This is a genomic window from Rhodosalinus sp. (genome assembly GCF_046542825.1).
Taxonomy (GTDB): Bacteria; Pseudomonadota; Alphaproteobacteria; order Rhodobacterales; family Rhodobacteraceae; genus Rhodosalinus.
Genome location: NZ_JBKHAQ010000012.1, coordinates 20,836 through 41,213 on the forward strand (window position 1 = coordinate 20,836; position 20,378 = coordinate 41,213).

Consider the following 20,378-nt stretch of genomic DNA (forward strand, 5'->3'; position numbering starts at 1 on the left):
CCGCGCTTGCGGATATTGACAGCTCCGGGCGCTTTGCCTACTTCCTTTCGCGTTAGCACTCGAAAGGTGTGAGTGCTAATGCCCCGGGAGCGAGGGGTCATTTTCAACCCTTTGAGCAAGGAGCCTCAAGGATGGCATTCAAACCGCTTCATGACCGTGTGCTGGTCCGCCGCGTCGAGAGCGACGAAAAGACCGCCGGTGGCGTGATCATTCCCGACAGCGCCAAGGAGAAGCCCCAGGAGGGCGTGGTGGTGGCGGTTGGCGCCGGCGCCAAGGACGACGACGGCGACCGCATCCCGATGGACGTGACCGAAGGCGATCACATCCTCTTCGGCAAGTGGTCGGGCACCGAGGTGACCGTGGATGGCGAAGAGCTTCTGATCATGAAGGAAAGCGACATCCTGGGCATCCTCGAAGGCAAGGCCGAAGCCAAGGCCGCCTGAGCCGCCCGCCGCAGATCGCACAGCTTTCGGATCAACCCTGACATCAGGAGAGAACACGCATGTCTGCAAAGGACGTGAAATTCGACACGAGCGCCCGCGACAAGATGCTCAAGGGCGTCAACATCCTCGCCGATGCGGTGAAGGTGACGCTGGGCCCCAAGGGCCGCAACGTGGTCATCGACAAGTCGTTCGGAGCGCCGCGCATCACCAAGGACGGCGTCACCGTCGCCAAGGAGATCGAGCTCGAGGACAAGTTCGAGAACATGGGCGCGCAGATGGTGAAGGAAGTCGCCTCGCGCACCAACGACGAGGCGGGTGACGGCACCACCACCGCAACCGTCCTGGCCCAGGCCATCGTCCGCGAAGGCATGAAGGCCGTCGCCGCGGGGATGAACCCGATGGACCTCAAGCGCGGCATCGACGCGGCCACGCTCAAGGTCGTCGAGCACATCAAGAGCGCCGCCCGCCCGGTCGAAGGCTCCGACGAGGTCGCCCAGGTCGGCACCATCTCTGCCAACGGCGAGGCCGCCATCGGCCGCATGATCGCCGACGCCATGCAGAAGGTCGGCAACGAGGGTGTGATCACCGTCGAAGAGAACAAGGGCATGGAGACCGACGTCGAAGTCGTCGAGGGCATGCAGTTCGACCGCGGCTATCTCTCGCCCTATTTCGTCACCAACTCCGAAAAGATGGTGGCCGAGCTCGAGGACTGCCTGATCCTGCTGCACGAGAAGAAGCTCTCGTCGCTGCAGCCGCTGGTCCCGCTGCTCGAGCAGGTGATCCAGAGCCAGAAGCCGCTGCTGATCATCGCCGAGGACGTGGAAGGCGAGGCGCTGGCCACGCTCGTGGTCAACAAGCTGCGCGGCGGCCTCAAGATCGCCGCAGTCAAGGCGCCGGGCTTCGGTGACCGCCGCAAGGCCATGCTGCAGGACATCGCGATCCTGACCGGCGGCCAGGTGATCTCGGAAGACCTGGGCATGAAGCTCGAGAGCGTCACGATGGACATGCTCGGCCAGGCCAAGAAGGTCGACATCACCAAGGACGAAACCACCATCGTCGACGGTGCCGGCGACAAGGCAGAGATCGAGGCGCGTGTCAGCCAGATCCGTCAGCAGATCGAGGACACCACCAGCGATTACGACCGCGAGAAGCTGCAGGAGCGTGTGGCCAAGCTTGCCGGCGGTGTCGCAGTGATCCGCGTCGGCGGCATGACCGAGGTCGAGGTGAAGGAGCGGAAGGACCGCGTGGACGATGCGCTGAACGCGACCCGCGCCGCGGTGCAGGAAGGCATCGTGGTCGGCGGCGGCGTCAGCCTCGTGCAGGGTGCCAAGTCGCTCGACGGCTTCAGCGGCGTCAACTCCGACCAGGACGCCGGCATCAAGATCGTGCGCAAGGCGCTCGAGGCGCCGCTGCGCCAGATCGCGGAGAACGCCGGTGTCGACGGTTCGGTCGTGGCGGGCAAGATCCGCGAGACGGACGACCTCAAGTTCGGCTACAACGCCCAGACCGACGAGTATGGCGACATGTTCAAGTTCGGTGTGATCGACCCGGCCAAGGTGGTGCGCACCGCGCTGGAGGATGCAGCCTCCATCGCCGGCCTGCTCATCACGACCGAGGCGATGGTCGCCGACAAGCCGCAGAAGGAAGGTGCCGGCGCCGGTGCCGGTGGCGGCATGCCCGACATGGGCGGCATGATGTAATCCCACCGGGGATTGCGAGACCAACGGGGGGCCGCAGCGATGCGGCCCCCTTTTTCGTGCCTGGCCGCCTTGATCCCGCGCAAGGTGGCTGCCACGCGGCACGCATAAACTCACGGCGTTATCCGGCAAGGGAGTGAAGCCGATGATTCGCGCGATGGTAACGATTCTGTCGCTCGGTCTGGCGGGCGGCGCGGTGGCGCAGTCGGGGGATACGGTCGCGCAGACCGTCGGCGGCGACGTCTTCACCGCCGGACAGACGGTGAGGCACGCGGCAGAGGGCGCCGACGACCTGCTGATGGCGGGCGAGACGGTGGAAAGCGCCGCGGCGCTTGGCGGCAACGCCATGATCGCGGGGCGCAACGTCAAGGTCACGGCGCCCGTGGCCGGCGACGTCCATGCCGCCGGGATGTATGTCGCCCTGACCGCCCCGGTCTCCGGCGATGCCTCGCTGCTCGGATATCGGATCGAGACGGGCGAGATCGGCGGCGACCTGCGCGCCACCGGCTCCGAGGTGCGGATCGAGGGGCCGGTCGCGGGCTACGCCGCCGTCACCGCAGAGCGCGTCGTGCTCGAGGCCGAGGTGGAGGGTGAAATGCACATCGCCGCGCGCGAGATCGAATTCGAGAACGGCGCCCGGATCGGCGGGCAGCTGTTCCTCTACGAGGCAGAGGGCGAGGCGGCGGAGGTGCCGGCCAGCGTGATCGCCGAAGACCGCATCACCCGCCGCGAGGTCGAGGAGTGGGAGTCGCCGATGGAAGACTTCCGGCCCGTCGACGCGGGCCGGGTGCTGGCGAGCTTCCTCGCCGGGATCCTCGGGCTTACCGCGCTTGCCACGCTCGTTGCGGCGCTGATCCCCGAGGCGCTGGCCGAGATGCGGCGCCGCCTGCTGGCCGCGCCCTTCGGGTCGCTCTGGGTGGGCTTTCTCGCGCAGTCGGTGATCGTGGGCGGAATGGTGGTCTTCGCCATGACCATCATCGGCATCTTCGCCATTCCGGCCTTCGTGCTGCTGGCCATGGTCGCGGCCGTCGCGGGCTATGTCGTGGGGGTCTATTCCTTCGGCGTCGGGCTTCTGATGGCCTTCGGCCGGCCGGAGCCCGGCAGCATCGGGGAAAGGGCGCTGTCGGCCGGGGTCGGCGCGCTTGTGGCCGGGATCGTGGCCGCGATCCCCTTCCTCGGCTGGCTCTTCGCGCTGGCACTGTCGCTCGCGGGGCTGGGCGCGATCGCGGAAAAGCTGTTCCGCCCGCGCTTCCTGGGCCGGGCGTATTGACGGCGCGTTGCGGCCGGCGCGTCCTTTCGCGCCGGTCCGGGGTCGCCTATCTGCCGGCCATGTCCCGGCTTGCCGCCCTTGCCCTGCTGCTGCTTCTGCCCGCGCTTCCGGCGCGCGCGGAGTGCGTCGTGCTGCTGCACGGGCTGGCGCGTTCCGACGCCTCGTTCCTGTTGATGGAGACGGTGCTGAAGGGCTCGGGCTACCGCGTGGTCACGCCGGGCTACGCCTCGACGGAGGCTCCGGTCCAGGAACTGGTGGGCGAGGTGCTGCCCCGCGCGCTGGCGCGCTGCGGCGACGAGCCAACCCATTTCGTGACCCACTCCATGGGCGGCATCCTCTTGCGGGTCTGGGCGGAGACGCATCCGCTGCCCGAGGGCAGCCGCGCGGTGATGCTGGGCCCGCCCAACCAGGGCACCGATCTGGCCGATGCGCTGGGCGGCCTTGAGCTGTTCGAGTGGCTGAACGGCCCCGCCGGCGCGCAGATGGGCACCGACGGGCTGCCCGCCAGCCTGCCGCCGGTGCGCTTCGAGCTTGGCGTGATCGCCGGCGACCGGTCGCTCAACCCGTTCTTTTCCACGATCATCGACGGCCCCGACGACGGCAAGGTCGCGGTCGCCTCCACGCGGGTCGAGGGAATGGCCGATCACATCGTCCTGCCGGTGACGCATACCTTCATGATGAACAGCCCGCTGGTCATCGCGCAGGTGCTGACCTTCCTCGAGACCGGGCGCTTCGATCATGCGATGACCTTCGGCGACGCGGTGGCGAAGCTGCCGGAAGCCTGCGTGATGCCCGCCTGCGGCGCGGCCCCCCCGCCATGAGGCCGCTGCTTCTGAGCGGCGCGGAGGTGCTGCGGGACGGGCGCCTCGCGCCGGGCGACCTCTGTGTCGCGGACGGGATGATCCTGGCAGAGGCGCCGGGGGACGCCCGATGCGTCGATCTGACCGGCTTCCGCGTTCTGCCGGGGATCGTGGATGCGCATGGTGACGGCTTCGAGCGGCATCTGGCGCCGCGGCGGGGCGCGATGACCGACCTTGGCGCGGGCCTTGCCGCGGCAGAGGCGGACTTCGCGGCCAACGGCGTCACCACCGCCGTGCTCGCCCAGTTCTGGAGCTGGGAGGGCGGGATGCGCGGGCCGGACTTCGCGCGCCGCCTGCTCGCCGCGCTCGAGACTTTCGACGGCGGCGGCACGGACCTGCGCGCGCAACTGCGATTCGAGACGCATCTGCTGGACGACTACGCCGCGCTGGACGCGGCGGTGGCGGCGCATCGCGTGCGCTACGTGGTCTTCAACGACCACCTCCCGCACGACCGGCTTGCCGAGGGGCGCAAGCCACCGCGCCTGGCCGGGCAGGCGCTCAAGTCGGGCCGCAGCCCGGAGGCGCATCTGGCGCTGATGCAGCGGCTTCACGCGCGCGGGCCAGAGGTGCCTGCCGCGCTCGACGTGCTGGCCGCGCGCTTGTCTGCACGCGATGTCCTGATGGGCAGCCATGACGACCGCACGCCCGGCGATCGCGCCGCGTGGCGCGCGCGGGGCGTTCGGATCGCGGAGTTTCCCGAAACGCGAGAGGCCGCCGCGGCGGCGGTGGCCGCGGGCGATCCGGTGGTGATGGGCGCCCCCAACATCGTGCGTGGCGGCTCGCACGACGGCAAGGTCGCGGCGGAAGAGCTTGTGGAACAGGGCCTCGTGACCGCGCTTGCCTCGGATTACCATGTGCCATCGCTGCGCGCGGCGGCGCTTAGGCTTGCACCGCGGCTGGGCTTAGCCGCCGCCTGGGCGCTGATCTCCGAACGGCCGGCGGCGATGCTGGGGCTTGCCGACAGGGGGCGTCTGGAGCCCGGCCTGCGCGCCGATCTGTTGGTGCTGGATGCCTCGGGGCGGGTCGGCGCGACCTTCGCCGCAGGCGTGCCGCGCTACATGGCGGGGGCGGTAGCGGCGCGGTTCCTGGACTGACGTGCGCTCGGTCGCGCCCTTGCGGGCGCTCCTCGCGAAGAGGCCCGTCAGGGCCGATGAGCAGGCCCCGTCACCCGGTTCACGTGCCCCATCTTGCGCCCGGGCCGCGCCGCGCCCTTTCCGTAAAGATGGATCGACACCTCGGGCTTGCGGGCAAGCTCCGTCACCCCCTCCACCTCCGGGCCGATCAGATTCTCCATCACCACGTCCGCGTGACGCGTGCCGTCGCCCAGCGGCCAGCCCGCGATGGCGCGGATGTGCTGCTCGAACTGGTCCACCGCGCAGCCCGCCTGTGTCCAGTGGCCCGAGTTGTGCACGCGCGGCGCGAATTCGTTGACCACAAGGCCCTGCGGCGTCACGAAAAGCTCCACACCGATCACGCCGCTATAGTCGAGCGCATTGAGGATCCTGCCCGCGATCAGCGCGGCATCCGCCCGTTCCCAGGCCGAGATCCGCGCGGGCACTGTCGTGCGGCGCAGGATGCCCTCGCGGTGCTCGTTCTCGCCCGGGTCATAGGCCGCCACGTCGCCGGCAAGGTCGCGGGCGGCGATCACGCTGATCTCGCGCGAGAAGTCCACCACCCGCTCGAGGATGGCGGGCGCCCCCTGCATCGCTTCGAGCGCTGCGTGCGCGTCGGCGGCGCGGTCGATTCGCACCTGCCCCTTGCCGTCGTAGCCGAGCCGCCGCGTCTTGAGGATCGCGGGCAGGCCGATCTCTGCCAGCGCCAGCGCCAGTTCGCCGTCATCGGCCACCGGCGCGAAGGGCGCGGTGGCAAGCTCCAGCCCGGCCAGGAGTCGCTTCTCCGTCAGCCGGTCCTGGCTGACCTCCAGCGCGCGGCGGCCCGGGCGCACGGGGGCATGGGCCTCGACCGCGTCGAGCGCGGGGGCAGGCACGTTCTCGAACTCGTAGGTCACCACGGCGCAGCCTTGTGCGAAGGCTGCCAGCGCCTCGGCGTCGTCCCAGCCCGCCGTCGTCACGGCATGCGCCAGGTCGCCCGCGGGCGGGGCGGGGGCAGGATCGTAGACGTGGCAGCGGTAGCCCAGCCGCCCCGCGGCGACAGAGAGCATCCGGCCCAGCTGTCCGCCGCCCAGGATGCCGATGACGGAGCCTTGCTTGAGCGGGTCACTCATCCTGCGGCACTTCCTGGATCGACGCGGTCAGATCTGCACGCCAGCGTTCCAGCCGGTTGGCAAGGTCGGGGTCGGAGAGGGCGAGGATTTCCGCTGCCATCAGACCCGCGTTGTCGGCGCCAGCCGCACCGATCGCCATGGTCGCCACCGGATAGCCGCGCGGCATCTGGAGGATCGAATAAAGGCTGTCCACGCCCTTGAGCGCGCGGGTCTCGACCGGCACGCCGATCACCGGCAGGCGCGTCTTGGACGCCAGCATGCCGGGCAGATGCGCGGCCCCCCCGGCGCCCGCGACGATCACCTTGAGCCCGCGCCCGACTGCCGAGCGGCCGTAATCCCAGAGCCGGTCGGGCGTGCGGTGGGCCGACACGATCCGCGCCTCGTAGGGAACGTCCAGCGCGTCCAGCATCCCTGCCGCGCCCTTCATGGTGGTCCAGTCCGACTGGCTGCCCATGACGATGCCGACCTGCGGTTGGGTCATTCGCTCCTCCGCGCTGCGAGAGCGCGACTATAGAGATCGGGGAGCCACGCGCAACGCAGCCCGGGCTTCTGTCACGCGATGATGTCGGGATAGAGCAGATCCTCGATGTAGGCGATCCTGTCCTTGAGCTGCAGCTTCTTCTTCTTCAGGCGCTGCAGCGTCAGCCGGTCGGCGGTGCCGCGTTCCTGCAGCGCGGTGATCGCCTCGTCGAGGTCGCGATGCTCGTGCCGGAAGACCTCCAGCTCGTGGCGGAGGATCTCCTCGGACTTCATCGACATGTCGGAGGGGGCGTTCATAGCGCGTGTTCCCGTCGGATTCCGCGACGAGAGTAGCGCAGAGGCCGGCCGGCGCAAAGACCTTGCGCGGGTGGTGGGCCGGCCCCATATTTCCGCTGCGCCCGGTCGCCATAACGGGGCCGGCGCAGCAGACGGTCGCTTTGAACAGGACGTGTCGATGAGCAAGATGGGCTTGGGGACCTATCCCCACATGCTGGGCTTCGATCAGCTGGAACGGCTGCTCGAACGCACGGCAAAGACTGGCAATGACGGGTATCCCCCTTACAATATCGAACAGACCTCGGACTGTTCCTGGCGGATCACGCTCGCCGTTGCGGGATTTTCCGAGCAGGATCTGTCGATCACGGTCGAGGACCGGCAACTCGTGATCCGTGGGCGGCAGGCGGAGGATTGCGACGACAGGGTGTTCCTGCATCGCGGGATCGCCGCGCGGCAGTTCCAGCGCAGTTTCGTTCTGGCCGAAGGCGTCGAGGTGGGCGAGGCCGTGATGGAGAACGGGCTGCTGCACATCGACCTTGCGCGGGAGCGGCCCGAAAGCGTCGTCCAGACGATCAGCATCAGAAAAGGGGGAGCGAAATGAACGAGAGATTCGATTTCGGCGCGGCCGAGGATCGGCGGATCGTGTATGTCCGGTCCGTCAAGGTGGCCGACCTGCCCGAAGAGGTGCGTGAGCAGGCCAGCGGCATCGACACGCTCTATGCCGTGCACGCCGAAGACGGCGAGCGCCTCGCGCTCGTGCGCGATCGCCAGCTGGCCTTCGTGCTGGCCCGCCAGAACGACCTCGCGCCCGTCACCGTGCATTGACGGCTGCAGGCCGCTCATCGGCCCTGAACGGGCCTCTTCGCGAAGAGCGCCTGCAAGGGCGCGATGAGCGGCCCTTCGAGGCTCGGCCTCAGCCGGCAATGAGCCCCATCGACTCGAGCTTCAGCAGGACCTGGTGGGCGCAGTTGTCCACGTCGAGGCCCTCGGTGTCGACACGCAGTTCCGGGGCATCGGGCACGTCGTAGGGGTCCGAGATGCCGGTGAACTCCTTGATCTTGCCCTCGCGCGCCAGCTTGTAGAGGCCCTTGCGGTCGCGCCGCTCGCATTCCTCGAGGCTGGTGGCGACATGCACCTCGACGAAGGCGCCGTATTGCTCGATCTCCTCGCGCACGGCGCGGCGGGTCGCCGCGTAGGGCGCGATGGGGGCGCAGATCGCGATGCCGCCGTTCTTGGTGATCTCGCTCGCGACATAGCCGATACGGCGGATGTTGAGGTCGCGATGCTCCTTGGAAAAGCCCAGCTCTGAACTGAGGTTCTTGCGCACGATGTCGCCATCGAGCAGCGTCACCGGGCGGTCGCCCATCTCCATCAGCTTGATCATCAGCGCGTTGGCGATCGTGGACTTGCCCGAGCCCGAGAAGCCGGTGAAGAACACGGTGAAGCCCTGCTGCGAGCGCGGCGGATAGCGGCGGCGCAACTCGCGCACGACCTCCGGAAACGAGAACCACTCGGGGATCTCCAGCCCCTCGCGCAGGCGCCGCCGCAGCTCCGTGCCGGAAATGTTGAGGACGGTTGCGCCCTCCTCGATCTCGTCGGCGGCCTCGTATTGCGCGCGCTCCTGCACATAGACCATGTGCTTGAAGTCGACCATCTCGATGCCGATTTCCGCCTGGTGTTCGCGGAAAAGCTCCTGCGCATCGTAGGGTCCGTAGAAATCCTCGCCCTGGCTGTTCTTGCCGGGGCCCGCGTGGTCCCGTCCGACGATGAAATGGGTGCAGCCATGGTTGCGGCGGATGAGCCCGTGCCAAACCGCCTCGCGCGGGCCGGCCATCCGCATGGCAAGGTTCAGCAGCGACATGGTCGTGGTGGCGGCGGGATACTTGTCGAGCACCGCCTCGTAGCAGCGCACGCGCGTGAAGTGATCGACATCGCCGGGCTTGGTCATGCCGACCACGGGGTGGATCAGCAGATTCGCCTGTGCCTCGCGCGCGGCCCGGAAGGTCAGTTCCTGATGGGCGCGGTGCAGCGGGTTGCGCGTCTGGAAGGCGACCACGCGCCGCCATCCCAGCTTGCGGAAGCGCGCGCGCAGCTCGTTCGGCGTGTCGCGGCGACCGCGGAAATCGTAGTGCACGGGCGTCTGGATGCCGGTGACCGGACCGCCCAGATAGACAGGGCCGGCGGTGTTGTGCAGATAGTTGACGGCCGGATGCGCCGCGTCGTCGGCACCGAACACCTTCTCCGCCTCGCGCGCCTTGTCGGGCGACCACTTGTCGGTCACCGTCATGGTGGCGAGGATGACGCCCTCCTGGTCGCGCAGCGCGATGTCCTGTCCGGGTGCGATCTTCTCCGCGAAGGCTTCGGACACATCCAGCGTGATCGGCATCGGCCAGAGCGAACCGTCTGCCAGCCGCATCGTCTCGACCACCGCCTCATAGTCCGCCTGGCCGAGGAACCCCTTCAGCGGAAAGAACCCCCCGTTCATCAGCAGTTCGAGATCGCAGATCTGCCGCGGAGTCAGGTCCCAGCTCACGAGCTCTGCCGCTTCGGCCTTCAGTTTCTGGGCGCTCTCGGAGGACACGTAGAGTTCCGGCAGGGGGGTGAGGTTTTCGGTCATGACCAGTCTTTCATCGTACGGCACGGGGCCCGGAAATGCATCAACCGCTCTGTGGACCGGTCGTTTTGCTGACGCAAGCTGCTGCGTCCCGGTCATGTGACCGGTCCGCCACGGTCGGCGCTGCGCTGCCACCGTTGCCGCCGACCGGCATCGAAAGGCCCTCGCGGCAGCCCCGCGCGGGAAACAGATCCGCCGTGCCGAACGAAGCTATTCGGCGGCCTGCGTGTCCTCCGCCTGCGCGCCCTCGGCCTGGCCCTGTTCGGCGAGGAATTTCTCGGCATCGAGTGCTGCCATGCAGCCCATCCCGGCGCTGGTGACGGCCTGGCGATAGATGTGATCGGTGATGTCGCCCGCCGCGAAGACACCTGGAATCGAGGTGCGCGTGCTGCCGGGCTCGACCTTGACGTAGCCGCCGTGGTGCGTTTCGAGCACGTCCTTCACCAGTTCGTTCGCCGGTGCATGGCCGATGGCGATGAAGACGCCCTTGGCCGGGATCTCCGTCACGGCGCCGGTGCGAACATCCTTGACGCGCACGCCCTCGACGCCCAGCGGATCTTCTGTGCCGACGATCTCTTCCAGCGTGTGGAACCACAGCGTCTCGATCTTCGGGTTCCTGAACAGCCGGTCCTGCAGCACCTTTTCCGCGCGCAACTCGTCGCGGCGATGGATCAGCGTGACCTTGGACGCGAAATTCGTGAGAAACAGCGCCTCTTCGACGGCCGTGTTGCCGCCGCCGATGACCACGATTTCCTGCCCGCGGTAGAAGAAGCCGTCGCAGGTGGCGCAGGCCGAGACGCCGAAGCCCTTGAACTTCTCCTCCGAGGGCAGGCCCAGCCATTTCGCGCGTGCGCCGGTCGCCAGGATCACCGCCTCGGCGGTGTAGGTCGTGCCGCTGTCGCCCTTTGCGGTGAAGGGCCGGCGCGACAGGTCCAGGTCGGTGATGATGTCGCCCACGATCTCGCAACCCATGGCCTGCGCGTGGGCCTCCATCCGCACCATCAGGTCGGGGCCCTGCACCTCGGTGTCGCCGGGCCAGTTCTCGACCTCGGTCGTGGTGGTCAGTTGTCCGCCCGGCTCGATCCCCTGCACCAGCAGGGGCTCCAGCATGGCGCGCGCGGCATAGACACCGGCAGTATAGCCCGCGGGACCCGAGCCGATGATCAGTAGCCGTGTGTGCCTTTTCTCGCCCATGTGCCGACCTCCATTCATTCGGAAGCGAGCATATATGCCATGCCGCCCGTCAGAGAAAGGCCGCAGCTGCGCCGATGCTCGTCGTCGCGTCAGATTGTCCGACCCCGCAGGCTAAGAATGTTGCGCCGCGGCGAAACAATATTGCCCGTGGTGTATTGGCCGCTATAAGAACCGCAAACCGAGGGGAGGGCAGGATGCCGGGTTCGCGGCTCGATCCGATCGACCGGAAAATTCTCGCGGAATTGCAGGCCGACGGGCGGATGACCAACGTCGAACTTGCGCGCCGCGTCGGCATCTCGGCGCCGCCCTGCCTGCGCCGCGTCCGCACGCTGGAGGAACAGGGCTACATCCGGGGCTACCACGCCAGGGTGGACGCGCGCGAGCTTGGCTTCGAGGTCCAGGTCTTCGTCATGGTGGGGCTGGTCAGCCAGGCCGAGGCCGACCTGGTGGCCTTCGAGGACCGATGCCGCGCCTGGCCGCTGGTGCGCGAGTGCCACATGCTGAACGGCGAGGTGGATTTCGTCCTCAAGTGCGTCTCGCCCGACCTCTCCACCTTCCAGAGCTTCCTGACGGGCGAGCTGACCGCGGCCGAGAACGTGGCCAGCGTCAAGACATCGCTCGTCATACGCGCCGCCAAGGAGGAGCCGGGCGTGCCCTTCGGCATTCTCGAGGACCGGCTGAGCCGGTCGGCCTGACGCCTCAGGCGGCGGTCAGCCGCGTCAGCGTTTCGCCCGAGACGCGCGGCGCACAGATCGCGCCGAATTCGGCAAGGTCGCTCAGGTGCGGGAAAAGCGACAGGAAAAGCGGCCGGAGCGTCGGCCCAAGCGTTTCCGCCGCGCGCAGACCGGGATGCAAGCTTTCGACCATGAGACCGCCCGCCTCGAACACCGCGTGGCGCGCCAGCAGGATGTGGTAGGTCCGCACCGGTCCGGGCGGCGTCACCGCGACGGCGCTTTCGCCATCGACGAAGTCGCGCAGCGGCGTCAGCACCTCCGCCGCTCCCGTGAGCGAGGCAAGCGTGGGTTGGGCGTGCAGCAGGCGTGCGGCCGGGCCGGCCAGCACGTCGGTCGCGGGACGGCCCGCGCCGAAGGCGTCCGGAACAATCCGCGTGAGCGCCGTGAGGCTGCCGGGCGCGGTGGGCGCAAGCAACGTCGAGCCGATCCAGAGAACCCGGCCGGTGCGCCCGCCCTTGCAGGGCAGTTCATCCCCGGGCAGCAGGTCTTCGATGGCGACCGGCCCCCGGGTGGAGCGCACCACGGTGCCGCGCGCCAGAGCTCCCGCGGATTCGAGGAACAGGGGGTGATCGGGAACCGTGTGCTGGGTGATCCGCGAGGTGCCGTCGGGCAGGAGAGAGGCGACCTCGATCCTGCGCGAGAGAGAGGAGTCGCGCCGAGGCCGCCTGTCTGCCCGAGCAAACCGGCCCTCAGGGGCCGGCACGGTTGAAACTTGTCCCGCGGCCATGCCGCGGCGGTGTAGGGTCGTCATGTGATCACCCGAAGGTTGGTCACATCCGCGCCGGCCCCCACCAGCGATCGCAGACGGACGGGTCTGCCTTTGTTGGGTGCGACATTAGCCATATTTCCACAATGCTGTCAAATGATTGCGGCAATTGGGGCGACAGGGTGGCCAATCCGGTGCCCGCCGTCGAGATTGTTGCACGAGAAGCCGGGTATCGGGCGTGTGCGCCGCACCGGCGCCGACCGAAAACGACGAGGGCCGCCCGAATCGACGGGCGGCCCCGATCACGCGGCTTCCGCGCCTTGCGCCGTCAGGCGCGCTTCAGTGCCGCTGCAGACTGACCCGCACGGCGGCGCGAGGCGGCGATGCGGCGCTGGCCTCGCTGCCACGGCATCTGCAGGTGCCGATGCGCCTCTGCGGTCCGGATCACGGCCTGTATGAATCGGTGGCGCGCTTTCATGGCGTCTCTCCTGACTGGCCGGGCGCCTGCCCTGGCGCCTCCTGATCGGGTCTGACGCTGGTTTGGGGCAGGTGTGAGGCGGTTCGGCGACAATCGACAGGCGCTTTCGCGTCCCGCTCGCCCACATGAGGTGTGTGCCACAAGTCATTGCCGTGTGACCGTGTTTCAGGGCTGACCCCGGCCTTCCCTAGAGCCGGATGGTGGCCAGGAGCCGGCCGTAGTCGGCCTCTTTCGCGTGGGTCGCGCGGCGGTAGGAGTAGAAGCGCGCGGGATCGGCGTAGGTGCAGTGCCGCGTCCACTCGGCGTGTCCCACGCCGGCCGCGCGCAGCCGTGCAAGACCATAGGCGGGCAGGTCGAAAAGCGCGCGGTCGCCCGCTCCCGAGGCAAAGAAGCGCGCGTTCTCGGGGTCCTCCTCGAGGAAGCTTTCCACGAACTCGGGCCCTACCTCGTAGGCGCCCTGACTGATCGAGGGGCCGATCACCGCGACGACACGCGATGTCCAAGCGCCCTCGGACACCATCGCCGCCAGCGTCGCCTCCAGAATACCGTCGCGCGCGCCGCGCCAGCCGGCGTGCGCCGCGCCGATCACGCCGGCTTCGGGATCCGCGAACAGCACGGGCATGCAGTCCGCCGTCAGCACGCCCAGCGCAAGGCCCGGGGCGCGCGTGACCAGACCGTCGGCGCGCGGCCGTTCCTCGGGCGGCGCATCGATCGTGACGACCTCGGCCGAGTGCACCTGATGCAGGGTAACGAGGCGCTCGGGCGCGACCTGCATCGCCTGAGCCGCCCGCGCGCGGTTCAGCGCCACGACCTCTGCCTGGTCGGAGGATCCCGGCCCGCAATTGAGCCCTGCAAAGACTCCCGACGAGGCCCCGCCGCGCCGGGTGAAGAAGCCGTGGCGCAGCGGCGCGAGCGCGTCGGCGGTCAGGATCTCGAGCGTCATGGATCGACTCCGGGGGGCGGCGCGGCCCGGCTGGGATAGAGCGCGAGGCACTTGAAGAGCGTTCCCATTTCATCCGGGTGGGTCAACCGCCGATGCGCCGCGACATGGCTCTCCAGAGCCGCCCCCGTCAGCCCGCGGACGAGAAGCCGGGCACGCGCCGTGATGCCGAGGCGCTCCAGAAAGACGCCCTGCGGCGTCAGGCGGGCATGCGCGCAGGGCGCCGCCCGCGCGATGGCCTCGAAATCCACATGCGCGGTGAGGTCGGCCTCGCCCGGCGCCGCCAGCGGGTCCGCAAAGCCATGCGCCGCGACCGCCTGCAGCGTGTCGCCGCGCGAGCGCCAGCCGCCGTAGTCGAGGATCAGCGCCGCGCCGCCGTTGCGCTCGATCCGCGCGCCGATCTCCGCCGCGATGGCGGGCAGGGCGGGGCAAAGCTCCACCACCTCGCCGGGCGCGGTGTCGTCCAGCCGGTGCGCGAGCGCCGGCTGCGGCGCGGGCCCGGCAAGACCCAGGGCAAGCCGCCCGTCGCGCAGCCCCACCCGCCGCTCGCGCCAGTCGGTGCCCTCGGCGCGCATGAACTGCCGGATCGGCAAGGCATCGAAGAACTCGTTGGCGACAAGGAAAAGGGGTGCGTCCCGGGGCAGATCGCCCGCCGCGCCATGCCAGACTACGTCATGCTCCTGAAGCGCCTCGCGCTGGCGCGCGGCGAGCCTGGGCGAGGCCTCGACCAGGTGCACCTCTGCCGCGTCGAGAAACCCCGGCACCGCCCGCAGGCTGCGCAGCATGTCGGCCATCAGCGTGCCGCGCCCGGGTCCAAGTTCTGCCAGAACGATTCGCGCCGGTGCACCCTGGTCGGCCCAGGCCTGCCCCAGCGCCAGCCCCAGCATCTCGCCGAACATCTGGCTGATCTCGGGCGCGGTGATGAAATCCCCCGCCGCGCCCAGCGGGTCGCGCGTGGCGTAGTAGCCGAACTCGGGATGCAGCAGGCACTCCGCCATGTAGTCCGCCACCGAAATCGGCCCCTCGGCCGCGATCCGCGCCGCGATCCGAGCGCCCAGCGGCGTCATGCCGCGGCGGGCCGCCCCCGCCTGACCGCCCAGACGGCGAGCGCCAGACCGCCCAGCAGCATCGGCAGCGACAGGATCTGCCCCATCGTCAGCCCCCAGCCGCCGACATGCCAGGCAAGGCCCAGCGGGTTGCCCTCGGACACGAACTGCGGATCGGGCTGGCGCACGAATTCCACCAGGAAGCGGCCCAGCCCGTACCCGGCAAGGAACACGCCGGTGACGAACCCGGGCCGGCGGAACCCGCCGCGCCGCCACACCAGCCAGATCAGCACGAGGCCAAGGATCAGCCCCTCCAGCGCCGCCTCGTAAAGCTGCGAGGGGTGGCGCGCGCAAAGCTCGCCCACCGGCTGCCCGCAGGCTTGCGCCGCCGCGCCGGGAAAGACCACGCCCCAGGGCAGGTCGGTGGGCCGGCCCCAGAGTTCCGCGTTGATGAAATTCGCGATGCGCCCCAGCAGCAGCGCGGGCGGCGTCGCGAAGGCCATGACATCGGCCGCGCTGAGCGGCGCCACGCCGTTGCGCCAGCACCACAGGCCCGCGGCGATCGCCACGCCCAGAAGGCCGCCATGAAAGGCCATGCCGCCCTGCCAGACCATCAGGATCTCGCCGGGGTTCTGCAGGTAGTATTCGGGACGGTAGAACAGCACGAAGCCCAGCCGCCCGCCCAGGATCACGCCAAGGATCACCCATGTCAGCAGGTCGTCCACCTGTTCGGCGGTCATCGGCGCGGTCCCGCCGGGCCAGAGGCGGGGGCGGTTCACCGCCATCACGGCCATGCGCCAGCCGATCACGATGCCCACGATATAGGCCAGCGCATACCAGCGCAGCGCGAACTCCATCCCGAAAAGCTCCACGGAAAAGAGCTCGGGCGAGATGTCGGGGAAGGGGATCATGGCCAGCATCGGCGCCACTGGTGCCCTGTGCCCCGCCTCTCGTCAAGCAGGCACGGGTCCGCGACTTATCGGCCCTTGCGGGCCTCTTCGTCGGGCTGTGCCTTGAGCCGGCGCCGGCGTGCCGCCATATAGGGAACGAATTGCAATGCCGGAGTGACAGATGCAGAGCCGCAGCAAGGTGTTCGACGATGTCTCGCAGCTGATGACCAACGCCATGGGCGTGGCGCAGGGCGCGCGGGAAGAGGCGCAGACCGCGATGAACTCGATGATCGACCGCTGGCTGGCCGATCGCGATTTCGTCACGCGCGAGGAATTCGATGCCGTCCGCGCGATGGCACAGAAGGCGCGCGAGGAGAACGAGGCGCTGAAGGCCCGGATCGAGGCGCTGGAGGCGAAGCTTTCCGGCTGAGCCTTACAGGTCGTCGGGGCGCGGCATGGCAAAGACTTCCGTGACCCGCGTGTAGTCGCGATAGCCCAGCCGCGACAGCGGCTGGTATCGCGAGACATCGAAGATGCCGTCGACAAGGCAGTCGTCGCGCAGGTGGATGCCCACCACCTCGCCGAAGACCACGTAGTTGGTCTTGCCCGGCAACGTCTCGATCTTCGTGAGCCGGCATTCCAGCGCCGCCGGCGCGCCCTTCACCCTGGCGCAATCGATCACCTCGCAGGGCGTGCGGTCCACGCCGGCGTGGGCAAATTCGTCCACCTCGCGCGGCAGGGTCTGCGAACTCAGGTTCATCGCCTCGCGCATGGCGTATTCCACGATATTGACGCAGAAGACCCCGGTGTCGCGGATGTTGGCAAGGCTGTCCTTCGTGTCGCCCCGGTCGGGCTTCGCCCCGGTCGAGGCGAACATGATCTGCGGCGGCACATAGGCCACCCCGTTGAAGAAGGAGTAGGGCGCGAGGTTGTCCACCCCGTCGCGGTCGCGGCTCGAGACCCAGGCGATGGGCCGCGGCGTGATGATCGCGTTGAACGGGTTGTGCGGCAGGCCGTGGCCGTCCTCGGGGCGGTAGAACATGCGGTCTCTCCTTGCGGCGCGCGGACAGTTACCGCGCCGGTCCGCCACGCGCCACCCCCGGTCCCGTGCGTGCCCGCAGGGCGGCTGCGCGTCTCAGCGCGGGCGCGCGGCCTTTTCCTCCAGACCCGAGCGCCCCTCGCGGCGTTCCAGTTCGGCCAGCACCTCGTCCAGCGTCACGTCAAGCGCGGCCAGCATGACCAGCAGGTGATAGAGCACGTCCGCGGCTTCCGCCGTCAGGCGGGCGCGGTCGCCCCGGACCGCCTCGATCACCGCCTCCACCGCCTCCTCGCCGAACTTCGCGGCGCATGTCTCCGGCCCCTGCGCCAGAAGCTTCGCGGTCCACGACCCGTCCGGGTCCGCACCCCTGCGCGCCGCGATCGTGTCTGCCAGCCGCTCCAGCACGCTCATGCCGCCCTCATCGGGATGCCGGCCGCGGCCATGTGCGCCTTGGCCTCTGCGATGGAGTGGGTGCCGAAGTGAAAGATCGAGGCGGCGAGCACCGCGCTCGCGCCGCCCTTCGTGACCCCCTCGACCAGATGGTCGAGCGTGCCCACCCCGCCGCTCGCGATCACCGGCACACCCACGGTGTCGACGATGGCGCGGGTGAGCGACAGGTCGAAGCCCGCCTTCGTGCCGTCCCGGTCCATCGAGGTCAGCAGGATCTCGCCCGCGCCCTCGCGCGCGACCCGCGTGGCGAACTCCACCGCGTCGATGCCGGTCGCACGCCGTCCGCCGTGGGTGAAGATCTCCCACCTTTCCGCCGCGACCCGCTTGGCGTCGATGGCCACCACGATGCACTGGCTGCCGAAGCGGTCCGCCGCACGGGCCACCACCGTGGGGTCCGCCACCGCGGCGGAGTTGAAGCTGACCTTGTCGGCGCCTGCCAGCAGCAGCGCGCGCACGTCCTCGGGGCTTTTCACCCCGCCGCCCACGGTCAGCGGCATGAAGCAATGCTCCGCCGTGCGACGCACCACGTCGAACATCGTGCCGCGGTTTTCATGCGTGGCGTTGATGTCGAGAAAGCAAAGCTCGTCCGCGCCAGCCGCGTCATAGGCGACGGCCGCCTCGACAGGATCGCCCGCGTCCACCAGATCGACGAAGTTCACGCCCTTCACCACGCGGCCATCGGCCACGTCCAGGCAGGGAATGAGACGGGTCTTGAGCATGGTGCGATCCTTCCTGTGCCTGCTCTGCCACGCAGCCCTGCGCAGCGCCAGCCCGGTCCTTCCTCTTGCAGGAAATACCCCGGGGGAGTCGGCGAAGCCGACGGGGGCGGAGCCCCCTTGCGTGCGCCGCCTCAGCCGGTCTGCCAGTTGCCTTCGAAATCACGCGGGATCAGCAGCACGTCGCGGTCGAGTTCCTGGACCCGTCGCCGCCCGCAGAGCGCCATCGAGACGTCGAGCTCCTTGTGCAGGATCTCCAGCGCGCGCGTCACGCCCTGCTGGCCCATCGCGCCCAGCCCGTAGACGAAGGCGCGGCCGATCCAGGTGCCCTTCGCGCCCATCGCCACCGCCTTCAATATGTCCTGCCCCGAGCGGATGCCGCTGTCGAGATGCACCTCGATCCGGTCGCCCACCGCGTCGAGGATCGAGGGCAGCGCGCGGATCGAACTGAGCGCCCCGTCAAGCTGCCGGCCGCCGTGGTTGGAGACCACGATCGCGTCGGCCCCGACGTTGAGCGCGGCCTTCGCATCCTCTGCGTCGAGGATGCCCTTCAGGATCACCGGCCCGTCCCAGGCGTCGCGGATCTTCTTCACCTTGTCCCAGTCGAGCGTGGGATCGAACTGCTCGTTCGTCCAGGCCATGAGCGAAGACGGGTCGGTGATCCCCGAGACGTGGCCCACGATGTTGCCGAACCCGCGCCGGCGGGTCGACAGCATCTCGATCCCCCAGCCCCACTTGGTGGCGAGGTTCAGCAGGGTCTTCGGCGTGAGCTTCGGCGGCGCGGAGAGCCCGTTCTTCAGGTCCTTGTGCCGCTGGCCCAGGATCTGCAGGTCCAGCGTGATCACCAGCGCCGAGCATTTCGCATCCCTGGCCCGCTGGATCAGGCGGGTCACGTAGTCCTCGTCCTTCATGGTGTAGAGCTGGAACCAGAAGGGCACATCGGTATGCGCCGCCACGTCCTCGATGGAACAGATCGACATGGTCGAGAGCGTGAAGGGCACGCCGAACCGCTCGGCGGCGCGCGCCGCCTTGATCTCGCCGTCGGCGTGCTGCATCCCCGTCAGCCCGACGGGGGCCAGCGCCACGGGCATCGCCACCTCCTGCCCGACCATCGTGGTCGCCGTGGAGCGGCCCGACATGTCCACCGCCACGCGTTGACGCAGGCGGATCTGACGGAAATCCTCGGTGTTCTCGCGATAGGTCTGCTCGGTCCAGCTGCCGGAGTCGGCGTAATCGTAGAACATCCGCGGCACGCGGCGCGCGTGGAGCTGCCGCAGGTCCTCGATGGTGGTCACGACGGGCATCTGCGCCTTCCTCCTCCGGCCTGCAAGCGGAGTAGCAAGGGGGTGGGGCGCAGGCAAGCGTGGCGCCCGCGGCGGGCGTGAGCGGGCGCAGGCAGATAGGGACGGATAACACCGTGGTCCGTGGACATGAAACGGGGCTGCCGCCACGAGACCGCAGCGCGCGCCCCGGACGCCTCTGCCGCGGCGCCGGTGGGCGCTCCGAGCGCGGACCCCGATCGTCGTCGCGGGGCTCAAACCTCTCCGCGCTGCGGTGCCCGGAACCGCGGCGCGGCAGTCTCCCCGAAGAGGGACGTGGTGAGGGCGGCGGGTGTCCACGGGGCAGGCAAGCGGTGGCGCGCGGCCGGGGCCGGGCGCGCGGGGCTTGTCACGGGTGTGACGAGCGGTTAAAGACACGCTGTCGGAACGGCGGTGACAGCCCGAGACGAAGGCGACGGTCAGGCAAGTGGAGACGGGCAGGGTCGGCACAACCGGCCCTCTTTCATTTTGAGCACGCCAGAAACAGTCGAAAGACCGGCGGAGACAACCGCCAGGCCAGAGAAACCGAAGCGAAGGAAACCCAAAGCCACATGGCTCAGAATACAAGCATGGAGGAGTTCGAGGCCCTCCTGAACGAAAGCCTCGAAATGGACACGCCCACCGAGGGCAGTGTCGTCAAGGGCAAGGTCATCGCCATCGAGGCGGGACAGGCCATCATCGACGTCGGCTACAAGATGGAAGGCCGCGTCGATCTCAAGGAATTTGCAAGCCCCGGCGAAGCGCCCGACATCAGCGTCGGCGACGAGGTCGAGGTCTATCTGCGCTCGCCCGAGAACGCGCGCGGCGAAGCCGTGCTCTCGCGCGAGATGGCCCGCCGCGAGGCGGCCTGGGACCGCCTGGAAAAGGCCTATGCCGACGACGCCCGCGTCGAGGGTGCAATCTTCGGCCGGGTCAAGGGCGGCTTCACCGTCGACCTTGGTGGCGCGGTGGCCTTCCTGCCCGGCTCTCAGGTCGACGTGCGCCCGGTGCGCGACGCCGGCC

The 20,378-nt window shown here is 69.0% G+C and carries 23 protein-coding genes; 10 read left to right on the top strand and 13 right to left on the bottom strand.

Annotated features, from left to right (window positions below; all coding sequences use genetic code 11):
* The first annotated feature begins 131 nt into the window (after positions 1-131).
* The 5 genes from groES (at position 132) to ACLFOB_RS03125 (ending at position 5,364) form a co-directional block, all read left to right on the top strand.
* Complete coding sequence (gene groES, locus ACLFOB_RS03105) at positions 132-443, top strand: co-chaperone GroES (protein ID WP_410915749.1); 312 nt, start codon at positions 132-134, stop codon at positions 441-443.
* A 59-nt stretch (positions 444-502) separates the two neighbouring features.
* Positions 503-2,143, top strand: coding sequence for a chaperonin GroEL (gene groL, locus ACLFOB_RS03110; protein WP_410915750.1), 1,641 nt, complete (start codon positions 503-505; stop codon positions 2,141-2,143).
* Between the two features lie 154 nt (positions 2,144-2,297).
* A complete protein-coding gene (locus tag ACLFOB_RS03115; protein ID WP_410924830.1) occupies positions 2,298-3,410 on the top strand; it encodes a hypothetical protein in 1,113 nt (370 codons plus the stop codon).
* A gap of 59 nt (positions 3,411-3,469) precedes the next feature.
* Complete coding sequence (locus ACLFOB_RS03120) at positions 3,470-4,231, top strand: esterase/lipase family protein (protein ID WP_410915752.1); 762 nt, start codon at positions 3,470-3,472, stop codon at positions 4,229-4,231.
* A complete protein-coding gene (locus ACLFOB_RS03125) occupies positions 4,228-5,364 on the top strand; it encodes an alpha-D-ribose 1-methylphosphonate 5-triphosphate diphosphatase (RefSeq protein ID WP_410915753.1) in 1,137 nt (378 codons plus the stop codon). The genes ACLFOB_RS03120 and ACLFOB_RS03125 overlap by 4 nt, the downstream gene beginning before the upstream one ends.
* Before the next feature lie 47 nt (positions 5,365-5,411).
* On the opposite strand, the gene ACLFOB_RS03130 is transcribed toward ACLFOB_RS03125, so the two are convergent.
* The 3 genes from ACLFOB_RS03130 to ACLFOB_RS03140 all read right to left on the bottom strand — a co-directional run bounded on the left by ACLFOB_RS03130 (position 5,412) and on the right by ACLFOB_RS03140 (position 7,271).
* On the bottom strand, positions 5,412-6,494 hold the full coding sequence (locus ACLFOB_RS03130; protein ID WP_410924831.1) for a 5-(carboxyamino)imidazole ribonucleotide synthase: 1,083 nt from the start codon (positions 6,492-6,494) through the stop codon (positions 5,412-5,414).
* On the bottom strand, positions 6,487-6,975 hold the full coding sequence (purE, locus tag ACLFOB_RS03135; protein ID WP_410915755.1) for a 5-(carboxyamino)imidazole ribonucleotide mutase: 489 nt from the start codon (positions 6,973-6,975) through the stop codon (positions 6,487-6,489). Before purE ends, ACLFOB_RS03130 begins: the two co-directional genes overlap by 8 nt.
* A 71-nt stretch (positions 6,976-7,046) precedes the next feature.
* On the bottom strand, positions 7,047-7,271 hold the full coding sequence (locus tag ACLFOB_RS03140) for a YdcH family protein (protein ID WP_410915756.1): 225 nt from the start codon (positions 7,269-7,271) through the stop codon (positions 7,047-7,049).
* 157 nt (positions 7,272-7,428) lie between these two features.
* Between ACLFOB_RS03140 and ACLFOB_RS03145 the strand changes: the two genes are divergently transcribed.
* Complete coding sequence (locus ACLFOB_RS03145; RefSeq protein ID WP_410915757.1) at positions 7,429-7,851, top strand: Hsp20 family protein; 423 nt, start codon at positions 7,429-7,431, stop codon at positions 7,849-7,851.
* Positions 7,848-8,075: a DUF1150 family protein gene (locus tag ACLFOB_RS03150; protein WP_410915758.1), complete on the top strand. Its 228-nt coding sequence runs from the start codon at positions 7,848-7,850 to the stop codon at positions 8,073-8,075. The genes ACLFOB_RS03145 and ACLFOB_RS03150 overlap by 4 nt, the downstream gene beginning before the upstream one ends.
* 88 nt (positions 8,076-8,163) lie before the next feature.
* On the opposite strand, the gene ACLFOB_RS03155 is transcribed toward ACLFOB_RS03150, so the two are convergent.
* Both ACLFOB_RS03155 and trxB read right to left on the bottom strand, forming a co-directional pair.
* Complete coding sequence (locus tag ACLFOB_RS03155; protein ID WP_410924833.1) at positions 8,164-9,867, bottom strand: bifunctional sulfate adenylyltransferase/adenylylsulfate kinase; 1,704 nt, start codon at positions 9,865-9,867, stop codon at positions 8,164-8,166.
* Positions 9,868-10,074: 207 nt separating this feature from the next.
* Entirely contained in the window at positions 10,075-11,058 is a 984-nt protein-coding gene (gene trxB / locus ACLFOB_RS03160; RefSeq protein WP_410924835.1) for a thioredoxin-disulfide reductase, read from the bottom strand.
* Between the two features lie 194 nt (positions 11,059-11,252).
* On the opposite strand from trxB, the gene ACLFOB_RS03165 reads away from it, so the two are divergent.
* Positions 11,253-11,753: an Lrp/AsnC family transcriptional regulator gene (locus tag ACLFOB_RS03165; protein WP_410915761.1), complete on the top strand. Its 501-nt coding sequence runs from the start codon at positions 11,253-11,255 to the stop codon at positions 11,751-11,753.
* 4 nt (positions 11,754-11,757) lie between these two features.
* Here the strand turns inward: ACLFOB_RS03165 and ACLFOB_RS03170 are convergent, their stop codons facing one another.
* From ACLFOB_RS03170 to lgt, 4 genes are all read right to left on the bottom strand, one after another.
* The gene (locus ACLFOB_RS03170; RefSeq protein ID WP_410915762.1) at positions 11,758-12,543 is read right to left on the bottom strand and encodes a Hint domain-containing protein; all 786 of its coding nucleotides are present in this window, start codon (positions 12,541-12,543) and stop codon (positions 11,758-11,760) included.
* Positions 12,544-13,163: 620 nt separating this feature from the next.
* Positions 13,164-13,919: a peptidoglycan editing factor PgeF gene (gene pgeF / locus ACLFOB_RS03175; protein WP_410924836.1), complete on the bottom strand. Its 756-nt coding sequence runs from the start codon at positions 13,917-13,919 to the stop codon at positions 13,164-13,166.
* Positions 13,916-14,983, bottom strand: coding sequence for a class I SAM-dependent methyltransferase (locus tag ACLFOB_RS03180; protein ID WP_410924838.1), 1,068 nt, complete (start codon positions 14,981-14,983; stop codon positions 13,916-13,918). The genes pgeF and ACLFOB_RS03180 overlap by 4 nt, the downstream gene beginning before the upstream one ends.
* Entirely contained in the window at positions 14,980-15,882 is a 903-nt protein-coding gene (gene lgt / locus ACLFOB_RS03185) for a prolipoprotein diacylglyceryl transferase (RefSeq protein WP_410915765.1), read from the bottom strand. Before lgt ends, ACLFOB_RS03180 begins: the two co-directional genes overlap by 4 nt.
* A gap of 151 nt (positions 15,883-16,033) precedes the next feature.
* On the opposite strand from lgt, the gene ACLFOB_RS03190 reads away from it, so the two are divergent.
* Entirely contained in the window at positions 16,034-16,282 is a 249-nt protein-coding gene (locus ACLFOB_RS03190) for an accessory factor UbiK family protein (RefSeq protein WP_410915766.1), read from the top strand.
* A gap of 3 nt (positions 16,283-16,285) precedes the next feature.
* On the opposite strand, the gene ACLFOB_RS03195 is transcribed toward ACLFOB_RS03190, so the two are convergent.
* The 4 genes from ACLFOB_RS03195 to ACLFOB_RS03210 form a co-directional block, all read right to left on the bottom strand.
* The gene (locus ACLFOB_RS03195; protein ID WP_410924839.1) at positions 16,286-16,894 is read right to left on the bottom strand and encodes a flavin reductase family protein; all 609 of its coding nucleotides are present in this window, start codon (positions 16,892-16,894) and stop codon (positions 16,286-16,288) included.
* A gap of 93 nt (positions 16,895-16,987) precedes the next feature.
* Entirely contained in the window at positions 16,988-17,302 is a 315-nt protein-coding gene (locus ACLFOB_RS03200) for a phosphoribosyl-ATP diphosphatase (protein WP_410915768.1), read from the bottom strand.
* Positions 17,299-18,060 carry an imidazole glycerol phosphate synthase subunit HisF gene (gene hisF / locus ACLFOB_RS03205; protein WP_410915769.1) on the bottom strand — a complete coding sequence of 254 codons (762 nt, stop codon included), beginning with the start codon at positions 18,058-18,060 and terminating at the stop codon, positions 17,299-17,301. The genes ACLFOB_RS03200 and hisF overlap by 4 nt, the downstream gene beginning before the upstream one ends.
* A 131-nt stretch (positions 18,061-18,191) precedes the next feature.
* Positions 18,192-19,361 (bottom strand): L-lactate dehydrogenase, encoded by a 1,170-nt coding sequence (locus ACLFOB_RS03210; protein WP_410924840.1) that lies wholly within the window; start codon positions 19,359-19,361, stop codon positions 18,192-18,194.
* A gap of 566 nt (positions 19,362-19,927) precedes the next feature.
* Between ACLFOB_RS03210 and ACLFOB_RS03215 the strand changes: the two genes are divergently transcribed.
* Positions 19,928-20,378: S1 RNA-binding domain-containing protein (locus ACLFOB_RS03215; RefSeq protein ID WP_410924842.1), on the top strand; the 451-nt coding region annotated here is incomplete at its 3' end.